Source organism: Micromonospora sp. LOL_024, assembly GCF_048060415.1.
Taxonomy (GTDB): domain Bacteria; phylum Actinomycetota; class Actinomycetes; order Mycobacteriales; family Micromonosporaceae; genus Micromonospora.
Genome location: NZ_JBHMIS010000025.1, coordinates 1 through 14,147, shown reverse-complemented (window position 1 = coordinate 14,147; position 14,147 = coordinate 1). Strand labels below are relative to the sequence as shown.

Here is a 14,147-nt window from a genome sequence, read left to right as displayed (position 1 = left end):
ATGCCGCTGCGGCCGTACGCGTGCGACAACTGCGGGCACTGGCAACGCTGGTTCGCCCCGCCGCCGGGCTGCCCCGTCTGTACGGACGTGCGTAACGCCCTGCCGGAGGAGGGTTGGCTGTTCCACTCGGCTGACGAGGTGGCGAACGGGCGGCAGGCCCGTTGGGCCGAGGTCGCCCCCGGGGTGACCGGCTACTGGTGTGAGCCGCAGCTCGGGCTGGGCAGTACCGGTTGGGTCATCGAGACCGACGCCGGTGCGGTCGGCTGGGAGGCCGCCGGCTGGTACCCGCCCGCCGCGCTTGCTGACCTGCGCCGCCGCGGTGGCCTGGTCGCACTCGGTGCCAGTCACGTGCACGGCTACGGCGCGCTGTGGCAGTTGCAGGACGAGCTGGCCCCGCCGGTGCTCGCGATCGGCGTCGATGATCTGGTGTGGACGAAGACGTTCCGGGTGACGTGGCCGATCGACGACCGGCACGAGTTGGCCCCCGGCCTGGTCGTGTACCGCAGCGGTGGCCATTTCCCCGGCCACAATGTCCTGCACGACACCCGACGGGGCATCCTCTTCGTCGGTGACCTCATCAAGGTTGATCTGGCCGGCACAATGCCGGTCGGGTTGTCCTGCCACAAGGCGTACCACGCCCAGATCCCGCTGTCGCATGCCGAAGTTCGTCAGGCCCGGGAGCTGATCGAGACACTCGACTTCCAGGCGGTCGCCACCCCGTTCGAGTTCGCGGCGCCGGTCGGCCGTGAGCAGGTGCTCGCCCTGTTCGACCGGCAGCTGCGCGGGCAGCCGACGGCCGGTCCGATTCCCATCGAGGAGCTGACATGACCCGAGCACTGCGACCCCGTACCGACACCGTCACCGCGGTGTCGGTCGCCGACCAGTTCGCCGCCGCCCTGCCGCCCGGCGAGGTCGGCGACTTCGACGTGAGCGCGGTGGACCGGCTCGACGTGCCGGTCTTCACCGCCGATCACCTCGGTGCCGGCTGGCCCCGGGCGGTGGCCTTCGGCTACGGGCTGACCGCCGAGCAGGCTCGTACCGGTGCCTACGGAGAACTGGCGGAGGAACTGCTGCTGCACCGGCACCTGCGCGGTGTCGTTCCCCGCCGGGCCTCCTACGCGCAGTTGCGGCGTGAGGTCGGGCCGGACGGGGTGGTCGATTGCCGGTCGCTGGTGCTGACCGCCGGCACGACGGTGGACGACGAACAACCGCGGTCATGGCTGCCCGCGTTGCGCTGGCGCACCGGTGAGACCGTCCTCGTCCCGGCCGAGTTCTGTGCCTCGTCCGGCGACGACCTGCCGTGGCAGGACCCGGCGGAACGGCTCGTCAGGGTGATCACGAACGGTTCCGGCGCGGGGGACACCGTTGAGCGGGCGGTCGCGCACGGCCTGCTGGAGCTGCTGCAACGCGACGGCAACGTCACCGCCTTCCGGGCCATGGACCGCGGTGTGGTGCTCGATCTGGACGAGGTGCGCGACCCGGTGACCCTGGCGGTGCTGGCGCGGCTGCGTGACGCCGGCATCGAGGTGCTGCCGAAACTCGCCGCCACGGACTTCGGGATGGTCGACGTGCACGTCGTCGGGATGGACCGGGAGCCGGAGACACCGCCGCTGGCGGTGACCGCGTGCGGCGAGGCCGCCCACCCGGACCGGGAGGTCGCGCTGCGCAAGGCGCTGCTGGAGTACGTGTCGTCCCGCGCCCGGAAGGTCTTCTCCCATGGAGCGCTCGGCGCACTGACACCGGTCGCGCCGGAGGCGTACTGGCGGCGGGAGTTCGCCCGACCCCTGACGCCGCAGGAGCCGCACGCGTTGCGGGCGATGCGCGAGTGGACCCGGCTCAGCGGCGCCGAGCTGCGTGACCTGCTGGCGCCGGTGGTGCTGGCCGAACGGACCCGGGTGCCGTTCTCGTCGCTGCCCACCGTGGCGTCCGGCGCACTGGACGACCCGCCCGCGCTGTTGTCGGATCTGCTATGCAGGCTCGCCGACTTCGACGTGCTGGTGGTCGTGGCACCGGGTGAGGGGGCGGTCGCGGTCAAGGTGATCGTGCCGGGGCTGGAGGCCGAGACGATGTCCTACGGCCGGATCGGGGCGCGTGGGGTGCGTCGGCTCGTCGAGCGGGACTCGCCGCTGGTGGGCATGGGTACGCCGCCACGCGAGGGGGCCGCACCCGTCGTTCTGAACGCGGCCGGACGGGAGCAACTCGGCGGCGATGCCTGGCTCGACCTGGCCGGGGTGAACCGTAGGGTCGGACCGCTCTATCCGCTGTACCGGGAACCGGCCCGGTACGCCGTCGCCCGGAGCGCCGGATGAGCCTGCGGTACGCCTACAACACCAACGGCATGACCTCGCACCGCCTCGACGACGCCCTCGCGCTGCTCGCCGACACCGGCTACGACGGGGTAGCCCTCACCCTCGACGTGGCGCACCACGACCCGTACGCCCCGGACCTCGCCGGCCGCACTGCGCGGCTCGCCCGCCGGCTCACCGGACTCGGCCTGGCCAGTGTCGTGGAGACGGGTGCCCGTTTCCTGTTGGACGCCCGTCGCAAACACCATCCCACCCTGGTCTCGCCGGACGAGGCGGACCGCGCCCGGCGGTGTGACTACCTGCGTACCTGCGTCGACGTGGCGGCCGACCTGGGCAGCGAGGCCGTGTCGTTCTGGGCCGGCGTGCCCGAGGCCGGCACCGACCGGGAGCGCTGCTGGGGCTGGCTCGTCGACGGCGTCCGTGACGTGGTCTCGTACGCCACCGGGCGGGGCGTACGGTGCGCGTTCGAGCCGGAACCGGGCATGCTGGTCGACGACTGCGACGACTGGGCCCGCCTCGCCGCGCTGGTGCCCGGCCTGACCCTCGCCCTGGACACCGGGCACTGCCTGGTTTCCGGCCGGTACTCGCCGGCCGAGGCGGTGCGGGCCTTCCATCCGGCGCTCGGTGCCTGCGCGGTGGAGGACATGCCTCGTGGCCGGCACGAGCACCGCGCACCGGGCGAGGGTGACATGGACCTGCCGGCGGTGCTCGGCGTGCTCACCGAGACCGGCTACCGCGGGCTGGTCAGCCTGGAGCTGTCCCGCGACGCTCACCGGGCCGACGTTCTGGTACCGGCCGCGTTGTCCGCGCTGCGGGCCGCCGAGCGTGCCCACATCGAGGCGGCGTTGCTGGAGGTGACCGCGACGTGAGGATCTGCTTTGTCTCCCGCCGCTACTGGCCGGCGGTGTCCGGCATGAGCGCGTACGCGGAGAACCTGCTCCGGCACCTGGTGCGGGCCGGCCACGACGTCACGCTCGTCTCTCAGTTCCGGGGCGACGCAGCCGGTCGCGCCGTCTACGGTGGCGGCCCGCCGCCGCCGGACCGGGTGCCGGCAGGCGTCACCGTGCACGCGCTGGAGGCGCACGGCGAACAGGCCGTCGGTCGGGGTGAACCGGCCGACTTCGAGGCCGACGTGGCGGCGATGACCGCCACGGTGCTCCGGCTGCACGCCCGGCGTCCCTTCGACGTCCTGCACGCCCAGTACGCCTACCCGAACGGCCTGGCGGTGCTGCGGGCGGCCCGCGCCGCGGGTCTGCCCGCCGTGGTCTCGGTGCAGGGCGGCGACGGGCACTGGGTCGGCACCTGCTGCGACACCCACCGACAGCTGGTACGGGCGGTCTTCGCGTCCGCGCCGGCACTGCTGATCGGCTCGGAGTCGTTCGCCGCCGAGGTGTGCGACCGGCACGGCGTCGACCCGGCCCGGTTCACCGTCGTGCCGGGGGCCACCGACACCGACCGGTTCGCACCGTCGCGGCCGTTCGGTGAGCTGTCCGACCCGCCGGTGCTGCTCTACCACGGCCGCGTCGACGCCCGTAAGGGCGTGCTCGATCTGCTCGACGCGGTGGCGAAGTTGCGCGCCGACGACACGCCGGTACGCCTGCTGATCTCGGGGATCGGCCCCGACGTGGAAGCCGCCACCTCGCGGGTCGCCGAACTCGGCCTCACCGGCGACGTCGAGCAGCTCGGCGCGGTGCCCTACGAGACGGCTCACCAGGTGTACGCCCGCGGTGACATCTTCGTCAGCCCCACCTACGCCGAGGGCTTCTCCAACACCATCCTCGAGGCGATGGCGTCCGGGCTGCCCGTGGTCTCCACCGACGTGGTCGGGGTGCGTGACTGCGTACGCTCGGAGGACAACGGGCTGCTGGTGCCCGCCGGGGATCCGGCGGCTCTCGCCACGGCGGTGCGCCGGCTCCTCGACGATGCCGACCTGCGTACGCGACTCGCCGCGCGGGCCCGTCGCGACGTGGTGCGGGACTGGAGCTGGCCGGTGGTCGCCGGCCGGGTCACCGCGATCTACGACGGGCTCGGCACGACCGTGCCGGAGATCGCCGACCCCCCGCCGGACCCGGCGTGCCGCTTCCGCTCGGCACCGCACCTGCTGTGACCCGCCGCGCTGTGGCGGTCAGCCCACATCTCGACGACGCCGCCTTCTCCGTCGGCGGCACCCTGGCCGCGCTCGCTGCCGCCGGATGGTACGTCGAGGTGCTGACCTGCTTCACCGCCTCCGTGCCGGAACCGTCGCCGTTCGCCCTGTCCACCCAACTCGACAAGGGCCTGCCGGCGGACGCCGACTACATGGCGCTGCGCCGTGCGGAGGACATGGCGGCCTGCCGGGTTCTCGGTGCCGTGCCGGTGCATCTGCCGCTTCCGGAGGCTCCGCATCGCGGCTACGACAGCGCCGCCGACCTGTTCACCGGCGTCCACCCGGACGACACCGTCGGTGTCGCGTTGTCGGTGGCCCTGCGCCTCCGGCTGCGCGCCGCGGATCTGGTGCTCGCTCCGCAGGCGCTCGGCGGGCACGTCGACCACCGGGTCGTCACCGAGTCGGTCGTCAGCTGCGCCACGGGTGTCCTGTGGTGGCGTGACGTGCCGTATGTCCGCCGGGCCCTGGAGGAGCCCCCGTGGCAGGCTGTGCCGGACGGGGTCGAGCAGCCCGTCGACATCGGCGACCGGCTCGCCGCGAAGATCCGTGCCGTCCGCTGCTACACCACACAGCTCGACTTCCAGTTCGGCGGTTCCTCGCGGGTCGGGCCGGTGTTGAGCGCGCTGGCCGTCGCCGAGGCCGCGCGGCTCGGTGGGCGGGGCTGCGTCGAGGTGCTGTGGGGGCCGGTGGGGCGCCTCGCCGGGGTTTGCGCTTCCGCAGAGGGCGGCAGCGTCTTGTTCAGCCCTTGAGCCCGTTACGGAGGACCCTGAGGATCCGCCGTTGGCTTTCCTGGTCGGGGTCGACCTGCTCCAGGGCCCGTGCGGTGCCGACCATCAACCCGATCAGCTCGGGCGTGGTGATGTCACTCGCGATGCGGGCGGCCTGGCGGCTGCTCCGCTGCCGGTGTCTGCCGAGCCGAGGAAACTGCCGGGCCGCTGAGGGCACGGGCCCAGGGCTCGTCGATGTCGGCGAGGCCGAAGAGCGGCCAGGACGCTCAGGGCGCGGTTGCCGGCCTGAGTGTTCAGCCTCGCGGTGTCATCCGGAGGGTGAACCGGTTGCCGGGGTTCGGGCCGGGCGTCGCCTGAATGCGCAGTGGCCGCTGCGGCCTACGAAGATGAGGTCGCATCCGATGAACCAGCATGGCCATGGTCGCCACTGACAGAGCTCCCGTCATGCCCGCGCCCAGACAGGTGTGGCTGCCCACCGAGAAGGGTGCGTACACCCCGGCGCGACGGGCCCCGGCGAAGTCCCGGTCGATGTCGAACCGGTCGGGGTCGGCGAAGTGCCGCGCAAGTCGGTGGGGCACGCAGGTGGCGATCAGCACGCGGGTACCGCGCTCGATCCGGTGACCGGCGAACTCGAACGGTTCGACCGCTACCCGGGTCGATCCCGGTGCGGGCGGGAACATCCGCAACGTCTCCAGCACCGTGGCGTGCAGCGCGGGAAGATCACGTATTCGTTCGACGGGAAGGTGGTCGCCGTCGTGGACGGCGTCTACCTCATCGGCGACCCTGGCGAACACGTCCGGACGGCGTGCCAGGACGTAGAGGAGAAAGCTGTACAGGTAGGCGACGGTGTTGATGCCGGCGAAGTAGCCCTGTAGTGCCATTCCCGCGCGTGTCTCGGGTGGGTAGGGGTGACCGTTCTGGTCGACCGCGGCGATCGCCTGGTCGATCAGGTCAGGGGTGTCGCTGCGGGCGGTGGCGGCGCGCTCGTCGAGCGCCGCCCGGGCGAAGTCCATTATGGAGGTCCGCGCCCGGCGGTACGCGGGTCGTCGCAGCACCAGTGCCGGCAGTTTGCCGGTGACCTCGACGTCGAGGACGAGTTCGAAGGCCCAGCGCAGGGTCTCGAAACGCGCAGCCGAGTCGGCTCCGGTCAGCGCGATCGACAGCTGGGCCGCCGCCAGGCGCTGGCAGGCGTCCACCACGGGGAGGTTGGGTCGGTCTTGCCAGCTCGCGAGAGCCTGTCGGGTGGATTCGGCGACCGCGTCCCACCGTGCGGTCAGCAGTCCTCGCGACAGCCCGGTCGCCAGGATTGCACGGAGGTGTCGGTGTGGACGACCACGTAGGACATGGACCCGCATCTGGAACTGACGGTCGAGCCCACCCATGGTGTCTTCGCTGCTGAAGAGCGCGTCGCCGTGGTCGCGTAGGAGCTGGTTGGCGTCGGACCCGGCAAGGACGGTGAAGGCCTGACTCAGTGCGCGTACCCGATAGATTGGACCCATCCGGCGGTAGTTGTCGACGAGGAACCCCTGCACGTCACCCATCATCTGTAGGGCGTTGCCGAGCAGGGGCAGGCCCGGCACCGCAGGTGGTGTCGCCGCGACCGCCGTGTCCTCAGCAGTCATCGGTCCGGCCCGGGGTGGTCGTGGCAGTGAGCCAGCGCAGCTGGCGGAACGCGGGCCTGTCGGGCTCGGCGAGCTGCTGCGCCATCCGTTCACGAACCGAGGCGGGTGCTTCGGCGTCCCGGCCGATCACGTCCATCCCGGCGGGTGTCACCAGCGACCGGTCGAAGGTGAGGACGACGGTGTTCTGGTCGGCGCTGATCCAGACGACCCGCCACCGGCTGGTGATCATGCTCAGCAGTAGTCGCCCTCGCCAGGTGAAACGACCGGCGTGCGGATCGAAGGTGTCGGTGCCGTGGATGCCACGGTGGGCGCCGGTCCGGGTGCGGTACCGGACCTCGTCGCGTAGCACGAGTGGATTCTTGCCGAGGCGGGAGTAGGTGAAAGTCGGGTCGAGGCGTCGACCGGACAACCACATTGGAAACGTCGTCGCGAGAACGTGCCAAGTGCCGGGAAGCACCGTCGCCAGCCGGTCTGCCTCGAAGGTCATCGAGGTGCCTGCGGGGTCGATGGGGCCTGCCGTCGCCAGAGGCGCTCGGTCCGGTCGACGGTATCGCCGGCAGCTCGTGTCACTGATCCTCCGCAACCCTCAGCGCCCGCTTCCGGGCGGCCCCTGGCGTGGCCGACACCGTAACAAGAGTGATCTGCAGATCGTACGCCCGCGTGATCGCTCTGGCACCCTATGTGACCGCCTGGCGGGAGCTTGCAGTGCCAGCATCACGTAGTCGGTGCGGGGCCAACGTAACGGGTCGTCAACCCACCGTCCAGGGATGGCCAGTGCGCCCTGTACCGCACTTGCGGTGCTCTGCGCGCAACCACCGAACATGTGCCACTGGCCATGGCCTGAAACGCCTCCGCGCGTTCGCGCGTGGGCAGCGACCGCGGTGCCCACGCGAACGAGATGACTTCCCATCTGGGGATGAGCGGGTGCCGCCTCGGCGTAACACGTCGGCAAGACGACGTGTCGAATGCCCCGCAGATGGAGAAGCGCCCTTGGTCTTCGCTGTCGTGACGCAACGGTATGTTGAACGGCGAGGTTCGATTCATTGGCGACGCGCCGATAGGAAGCGCATCGCCCGATCGTTCGGGCTCTTCCTGCGTAGCGAGGTTTCCGGCGACCCGCTGGCGAACCCAACGGGTATCGGGTGCGATCTTGACAATTTCCACACAGGTGCCACCTAGCCTCGGGACTGTCACGGAGTCCAGCTGAACGATGGGAAACGTCATGTCCTGTGCCAGACCGGTGCGCCTCAGCGTCGCACTCGTCGCGATCATCGTCACGGTCGTCGCAATGGCGGTGTTCGGCCGTCCCGGACCGGTGGATGCCACCTCCGGTGACATCGCGATCGTGGCGTACGACTTGGGCAACGACCATGTGTTCACCGACCCCCCGGACTGGCCGTACGAGTCGGAGATCAAAGCGGTGGTGCACCATCCCGCGAGGCTCAGGGGCACGGCACCGATGATCATGCTACTACACGGTCAACAGCTGTCCTGTTACTCTGCCGACGAGCAGGACTGGCAGTGGCCTTGCCCGCCGGGAGTGCAGCCGTACCCCAGTCACCGGGGGTACGACTACCTGGGGCGAGCCCTCGCCCGGGACGGGTTCGTCGTGGTGTCCATCAGCGCGAACGGACTGAACCACCAGATGGGTGTCGCGCCGCAGCGGGCCCGGCTGATCAACCGGCACCTGGAGTTGTGGCAGCAGTTGAACGACACCGGCGGGGGCCCGCTCGCCGGTCGATTCACCGCCCCGGGCACCGGCCGGCCGGTCCGCACCGACTTCAGAGGCATGGTGGACCTGACCCGGGTGGGCACCATGGGGCACTCTGTGGCCGGTGAGGGGGTGATGTACCAGGCCGCGGACGCCAACCGGGCCGAGTTGCCGGCGGGTGTACGGATCCGTGGCGCGGTGACGGTGGCGTCCCCTGGCGCCAGTGGCTTCTTCGACGTTCAGGTGACCCGGCTTCCGATCGCCGTGATGTCCAGCGAGTGTTGGGGGCAACGGGACCGGGAGTACTTCGACCTGGCATCGGAGGACCCGGAGGCCGTCGCGTTCCTGGTCCGGCTGGCGAAGGGCAACCACAACTACTTCAACACCGTCTGGACCTCCGGACCAGGTCCGGGGGATGGTGACGACACGCGTTGCCCGACCGCACCCGAGCGTCCGAGCGCCGAACAGCAGCAACAGCTCGCCGTGACGTACCTGCGGGCCTTTTATGCCTTCAGTCTCCGGGGCGACGCGAGGGGGATGCCGGTACTCGACGGCACCCGACCGGTACCCGGTGTCGGCACCGTGATCGAGACCGCTCCCTGAGCCGCGCGTACACGGCTCGGACGAGATACCGGGTGCCGTCCACCGGGAATGGGTGGCACCCGGCGCGCCCCTGGTGTGGGCCGGGGCGGCGGTCGAGATCGATGTTCGGCACTGAGTGTTCCTGGTCGGCGGGTCCAGTTGCCCTGAGCCGCCCGAACAGTCGCATCGGTATCCGCAGCGGGCGGCGTGGCACCACCATCGCGCTGATGGCGGGGCTGATCGGCGTGGCCCTTGGCGGGCTGGCCCTGGCCCGCTCCCGCCGCACCGGTCGGCGGACCACCTGACCGGGGCGCGCCGCAGGGTCGACGGGTCTCGGTGTCGGTGGGCTGCCCCAGCGGCGACCGTCGTGGATGGGACTCGCATGTCGACCGTCGTCGTCTGGTGTGTGGTCACCGCTGTGACGGCGGGAACACCGCATAGCCTACGGCAGCAGGGAACCGACCAACTCGACGCGATCCGCCGAGCCGAAAAAGGAGGCCGCCAACCGGCCGAACGCGGCCGGGTCGTCGGTCGCCAGGAAACGGTGCCGGGCCGCTGGCGCGATGGCGCCGGGCTCGCGCAGGGTGCCGGTCGCGGCGAGGGCCCTGCACACGTCGGTGGCGATCTCGTCGGCGCTGGAGACGAGTGTGACGTCCTCGCCCATGATGAAGCGGAGCAGGTCGGCCAGGACAGGATAGTGCGTGCAGCCGAGGACCAGCGTATCCACCCCGGCGGCGCGCAGTGGGGCCAAGTAATCGCGCGCGACTTCGAGCAGCGCCTGGCCGGAGGTGACCCCGCGCTCGACAAACTCCACCAGTAGCGGGCAGGCCACGCTGGTCACGGTGATCTGCGGCGCCGCGGCGAACGCGTCGTCGTAAGCGCGGCTGGTGATGGTGGCGCGGGTCCCGACGACGCCGACGTGCCCGTTGCGGGTTCCGCCCACCGCCCGGCGCACCGCCGGCCGGATCGCCTCGACGATCGGGACGGGATATCGCTCGCGCGCGTCGTGCAGGCAGGCGGCCGCCGCGCTGTTGCACGCGATGACGAGTAGCTTCACGCCCTCGTCCACCAACCGGTCAAGGCAGTCCAGCGCGTACTTGCGGATGTCGGCCAGGGGCTTGGGGCCGTACGGGACGTTGGCTGTGTCCGCGAGGTAGAGCAGCCGCTCGTGGGGGAGCCGGTCGATGATGGCCCGGGCCGCGGTCAGGCCGCCGACGCCGGAGTCGAAGACACCGATAGCCGCGTCCGACATCTATCCCTCTATCCCTTATCCGTTAGAGTCGGCGCCGACGGAAGGAGCTCCACAGTGGTGCAGACCGGCCCGCCGCGCGTCGCCCTGATCGGAGCCTTGGGCCACGGCCGTCGGCATCATCTTCAGATCCACCGTTTGCAGCTCGGCGGGCGCCTGCGCCTGGTGGCAATCGCCAACAGGCGTCCAGTGCCGCCGGCCGCCGACACTCCACTCGACGATGTGGCGATCTACCAGGACCCGGACGCCCTGCTCGCCGACGTCCGGCCGCACATCACGGTCGTCTGCACACCGCCGCACACCCACGCCGCCATCGCCGAGGCTGCCGTGCGGGCCGGCAGTGACCTGCTGTTGGAGAAGCCGCCGGTGGTCACGCTGGCCGAGCACGACCGGCTGGCCGAGCTGGTGGAGCAGTACGGCGTGCGGTGCCAGGTCGGGTTCCAGTCGCTCGGCTCGCCAGTCCTGCCGCTCCTGACCGGCCTGGTGGCGGAGAGCGGCCTCACCACGATCAGCGTCGCTGGTGCCTGGTGGCGGCCAGACAGCTACTTCGCCCGCACCGTCTGGGCCGGCCGGCGCACGATCGACGGCGCCCCGGCGGCCGACGGCGCGCTGGCCAACCAGTTCGCGCACGCCCTGCAGCAGGCGCTGGCCCTGGCCGCCGGGGTGACCGGCGCGGCCGACCCGGTGGCGATCGGGCTGGAGTGGTACCGCACCCGGGACATTGAAGTCGAGGACACCGCGCGGCTGGCCGTGACGCTGGCCGGCGGGACGGAGATCCGGCTTGCCGTAACCCTGGCTTCCGACACGTTCACGCACGGCGAACTGCTGGTTCGGGGCGACCACGACGTGGCGTCCTGGGACTTCACGAACGATCGCCTGCGGCTTGCCGGCGAGGCCGGCCACCGGGTCGTGCCGGGCCGCGTCGGTCTGCTGGAGAACCTGCTGGACCACCGGCGTGACCCGTCTGGTGTGCCGCTTCTCGGGTCGCTGGTCGCGACCCGGGCGTTCACCGTGATCCTGGACGCGCTCGCGGCCGCGCCGCCGCCGGCCCTGATCGCCGAGAAGTACCTGAGGCCGCATCCCGAAGGCGGCGGCAACGTGGTCGACGGTATCGGCGAGGTGATCGCGGCTGCGGCCCAAGGTGACGTCTCCTTCTCCGAAGCGGGTGCGCCCTGGGCCGGGCCGGCATACCGGGTGCCGGTCAGTCGACCGTGACACCGGCGTCGGCGATCAGACGGTCCGTGCCGGTACGTTGCAGCGCGTTGGACACCAGCCGCAGAGCCCACGGGTCGTCCTTGTTCTGGGCCAGGTGCAGGATCGCTGCCTCGGCGTAGGCGCTCTCGTCGACAGACTCGGTGCCGACCGGAACGGGCACGAGGTGGCCGACCATGAAGTTCCAGCGGACCGGCATCTCCCGTACCCGCAAGGTCTCCCGCATCTCCCAGAGCGCGAGCCAGAAACCCAGCTGGTCCCGCGGTATGATCCGGCCGGTCGCAGCCATCGGCAGCATCGCCCGGTAGTGGCGCAGCCAGCGCGTCGCCAGCTCGTGCATGGCCGGCGCCGAGCCCAGCAGGATGCCGCTGTTCCAGCACTTCATGTCGTCCAGCGCCGAATCGGGCAGCGCCACCCCAAAGGTCTCGTGCACCAGCTCGACCACGGCCGTCCGAGAGATGTCCGGGTCGGTGAAGTAGAGCCGCCGGTCGCCCCACAAGGTCGGCGCGACCGGACGGTTGAGCAGGGAGAAGAGGTCGTCCTCAGTACCCAGGCGGTCGCCCAGCTCCTTCGACATCAGCGCGATGTCGGTCCGGACCAGGGTGTCGGAGTCCAGGTAGAGATGCTGCGCGGTGGGGGCGTCGAACATCGAGCTGATCTTCACGATGCGAGACCGGACCGACTCGGTCTGCCTGGCCGGCACAGCGCTCCACTCGGCCGGGTCGACCGTGACGACGTGAACGTCGAAGTCGAGCTTGCGGGCCAGCCGGTCGAGCAGCGGCGACGGTTCGTCGACGAACACGGCCACCGGCACGGTCCTGTTGTGCTCGCGCAGGGTGGCCACGGAGGCCGCCACGTACGGGACGAAGGTGGTAGTGGTGGTCAGGGTGACGCGGAACTGCGGTCCGCTCATGCCGGTTGCCCTCCCTGGAAGCTGCTGGTCACCATGTGACCGGCAGGTGGTGAACGCCGTAGAAGCCCATGTCGTCGGCCATCGGCACGTCTGCCGCTGGCACCGCCAGGCGCAGACCCGGAAACCGCGCGATGAGCGCAGGATAGGCGATGCGCAGCTGCAACCGCGCCAAGCTCTGCCCGATGCACTTGTGCGTCCCGTACCCGAAGGCGAGGTGACCGGTGGCGCGGCGGGTGATGTCGAGCCGGTCCGGTTCGGCGAAGGTCTCCGGGTCGCGGTTGGCGGCCGGCAGCGACAGCGTGAGGCATTCGCCGACCCGGATCTGCACGCCCTCCAACTCGATGTCGACCAGCGCGGTGCGCGGGACGCCGAAGTGGAAAATGGTGAGGTAGCGCAGCAGTTCCTCGACCGCGGTATCGATCAGCGACAGGTCCTCGGCGAGCTTCCGGCGCTGGCCGTTATGCGACAGCAGGGCGAACGTGCCCAGCCCAATCATGCTGGCCACGGTTTCGTGCCCGGCCGTCAGCAGCAGCACCCCGGCGCCGACGATCTCCTCGTCGGCCAGGTCGCTGTCGTTCGCCATTACGCTCAGCAGGTCGCCGGCCGGTTTCGCGCGCCGCCGCCGGACCAGGTCGCCGAGGTGGTCGTTGAGCCCCTGGAGAGCCTGCTCGGTTTCGGTGACGCTCGCAGTGAGACTGAACAGCGTGATGCTGTTCTTCTGGAACCGGCTGCGCTCGGCGTAAGGGACGCCGAGCAGCTCACAGATCACCAGCGACGGAATCGGCAGCGCGAACATCTCGACCAGGTCGGCCGGTCGGTCGGCCGCCGCCAGCGCGTCGAGCCCACCGGCGACGATCTCCTCGATCCGGGGCCGCAGCCTGGCGATCTGGCGCTCACCGAACCGGCTGCTCAGCAGTCGCCGGAACCGGGTGTGCTTGGGCGCATCCATGTCCACGAACCAGCCGGGCAGCGCGGGCCGCCCGTAGAACGGTTCCGTGCTGGGCCGGTGCACCGGTACCCGCTTGAGCTCCGCGCGGGTGCTGAACCGGGGATCAGCCAGCACGGTGCGCACGAGGCGATAGCCCGTCACTAGCCAGCCCACCGCCCCGTCGGGATAGGCGAGCGGCCGGATCGGCTGTTCTGCGCGGAGCTCGCCGAGCCTCGGCGGCGGATCGAACGGGCAGCGCCGGGTCGTCGGCAGCGCGACCGGTCCGGTCACGGCTTGATGCCTTCGGTCAACCCGTGCTCGTACGGGAGGCCGGTCAGCGTCGTCACCTCGCGGAAGCCGACCTCACGCAGCCAGCTCTCGTAGTCTGAAGCCGGGTAGGCCATGCCGGAGCCGCTGGCGACCGCGTTCAGGTAAAGCGACAGTCGGGCCGAGAACACACCCCGCTGCTCGTCGTCGGTGACGTTGAACCCGTACAGCAGGACCCGGCCGCCGTAGGGCAGCGCCTCGAACGCCTTCGCCAGTAGCTCGATCACCCGCTCGGCCGGGAAGATCTCGAGCACATGGCTGAACAGGACCGCCTCGGCGCCGGGCGGGAACGGGTCGGCGAACAGGTCACCCCGGTGGGCGGTCACCCGGGCGGCGAGCGATTCTGGCACCGCGTCACCGGCCAGGGCCTTTGCAAGTTCCGGGGTCGTGCGGCTGGTCGGGTTGTGACCGGTTGGGGTGGAT

15 protein-coding genes are annotated in these 14,147 nt (G+C 70.8%); 8 read left to right on the top strand and 7 right to left on the bottom strand.

Annotated features, from left to right (window positions below):
- The 5 genes from ACFHWY_RS21575 to ACFHWY_RS21555 are packed head-to-tail and all read left to right on the top strand — an operon-like array spanning position 1 to position 5,201.
- Entirely contained in the window at positions 1-828 is an 828-nt protein-coding gene (locus ACFHWY_RS21575; protein WP_416582047.1) for a hypothetical protein, read from the top strand.
- Positions 825-2,309 (top strand): YcaO-like family protein, encoded by a 1,485-nt coding sequence (locus ACFHWY_RS21570; protein WP_416582046.1) that lies wholly within the window; start codon positions 825-827, stop codon positions 2,307-2,309. The genes ACFHWY_RS21575 and ACFHWY_RS21570 overlap by 4 nt, the downstream gene beginning before the upstream one ends.
- Entirely contained in the window at positions 2,306-3,175 is an 870-nt protein-coding gene (locus ACFHWY_RS21565) for a sugar phosphate isomerase/epimerase family protein (protein ID WP_416582045.1), read from the top strand. The genes ACFHWY_RS21570 and ACFHWY_RS21565 overlap by 4 nt, the downstream gene beginning before the upstream one ends.
- A complete protein-coding gene (locus ACFHWY_RS21560; protein ID WP_416582044.1) occupies positions 3,172-4,413 on the top strand; it encodes a glycosyltransferase family 4 protein in 1,242 nt (413 codons plus the stop codon). Before ACFHWY_RS21565 ends, ACFHWY_RS21560 begins: the two co-directional genes overlap by 4 nt.
- Positions 4,410-5,201, top strand: coding sequence for a PIG-L deacetylase family protein (locus tag ACFHWY_RS21555; RefSeq protein WP_416582043.1), 792 nt, complete (start codon positions 4,410-4,412; stop codon positions 5,199-5,201). Before ACFHWY_RS21560 ends, ACFHWY_RS21555 begins: the two co-directional genes overlap by 4 nt.
- Here ACFHWY_RS21555 and ACFHWY_RS21550 read toward each other — a convergent pair.
- From ACFHWY_RS21550 to ACFHWY_RS21540, 3 genes are all read right to left on the bottom strand, one after another.
- Positions 5,191-5,397 (bottom strand): hypothetical protein, encoded by a 207-nt coding sequence (locus tag ACFHWY_RS21550; RefSeq protein ID WP_416582042.1) that lies wholly within the window; start codon positions 5,395-5,397, stop codon positions 5,191-5,193. The genes ACFHWY_RS21555 and ACFHWY_RS21550 overlap by 11 nt on opposite strands.
- A 76-nt stretch (positions 5,398-5,473) precedes the next feature.
- Positions 5,474-6,802 carry a cytochrome P450 gene (locus ACFHWY_RS21545; RefSeq protein WP_416582041.1) on the bottom strand — a complete coding sequence of 443 codons (1,329 nt, stop codon included), beginning with the start codon at positions 6,800-6,802 and terminating at the stop codon, positions 5,474-5,476.
- Positions 6,792-7,289 carry a hypothetical protein gene (locus ACFHWY_RS21540; protein WP_416582040.1) on the bottom strand — a complete coding sequence of 166 codons (498 nt, stop codon included), beginning with the start codon at positions 7,287-7,289 and terminating at the stop codon, positions 6,792-6,794. Before ACFHWY_RS21540 ends, ACFHWY_RS21545 begins: the two co-directional genes overlap by 11 nt.
- Positions 7,290-8,024: 735 nt before the next feature.
- Between ACFHWY_RS21540 and ACFHWY_RS21535 the strand changes: the two genes are divergently transcribed.
- Together ACFHWY_RS21535 and ACFHWY_RS21530 are read left to right on the top strand one after the other, a co-directional pair.
- Entirely contained in the window at positions 8,025-9,116 is a 1,092-nt protein-coding gene (locus tag ACFHWY_RS21535) for a hypothetical protein (protein ID WP_416582039.1), read from the top strand.
- A 101-nt stretch (positions 9,117-9,217) separates the two neighbouring features.
- On the top strand, positions 9,218-9,400 hold the full coding sequence (locus ACFHWY_RS21530) for a DUF6223 family protein (RefSeq protein WP_416582038.1): 183 nt from the start codon (positions 9,218-9,220) through the stop codon (positions 9,398-9,400).
- Between the two features lie 137 nt (positions 9,401-9,537).
- Here the strand turns inward: ACFHWY_RS21530 and murI are convergent, their stop codons facing one another.
- Positions 9,538-10,347 (bottom strand): glutamate racemase, encoded by an 810-nt coding sequence (gene murI / locus ACFHWY_RS21525; protein WP_416582037.1) that lies wholly within the window; start codon positions 10,345-10,347, stop codon positions 9,538-9,540.
- A gap of 54 nt (positions 10,348-10,401) precedes the next feature.
- Between murI and ACFHWY_RS21520 the strand changes: the two genes are divergently transcribed.
- On the top strand, positions 10,402-11,559 hold the full coding sequence (locus ACFHWY_RS21520) for a Gfo/Idh/MocA family protein (protein ID WP_416582036.1): 1,158 nt from the start codon (positions 10,402-10,404) through the stop codon (positions 11,557-11,559).
- Here ACFHWY_RS21520 and ACFHWY_RS21515 read toward each other — a convergent pair.
- From ACFHWY_RS21515 to ACFHWY_RS21505, 3 genes are all read right to left on the bottom strand, one after another.
- A complete protein-coding gene (locus tag ACFHWY_RS21515) occupies positions 11,546-12,469 on the bottom strand; it encodes a hypothetical protein (protein WP_416582035.1) in 924 nt (307 codons plus the stop codon). The genes ACFHWY_RS21520 and ACFHWY_RS21515 overlap by 14 nt on opposite strands.
- A 28-nt stretch (positions 12,470-12,497) precedes the next feature.
- Positions 12,498-13,688: a cytochrome P450 gene (locus tag ACFHWY_RS21510; RefSeq protein ID WP_416582034.1), complete on the bottom strand. Its 1,191-nt coding sequence runs from the start codon at positions 13,686-13,688 to the stop codon at positions 12,498-12,500.
- Positions 13,685-14,147, bottom strand: a 463-nt coding sequence (locus ACFHWY_RS21505; protein WP_416582033.1) for a methyltransferase, incomplete at its 5' end; no start/stop codon positions are given. The genes ACFHWY_RS21505 and ACFHWY_RS21510, both read right to left, overlap by 4 nt.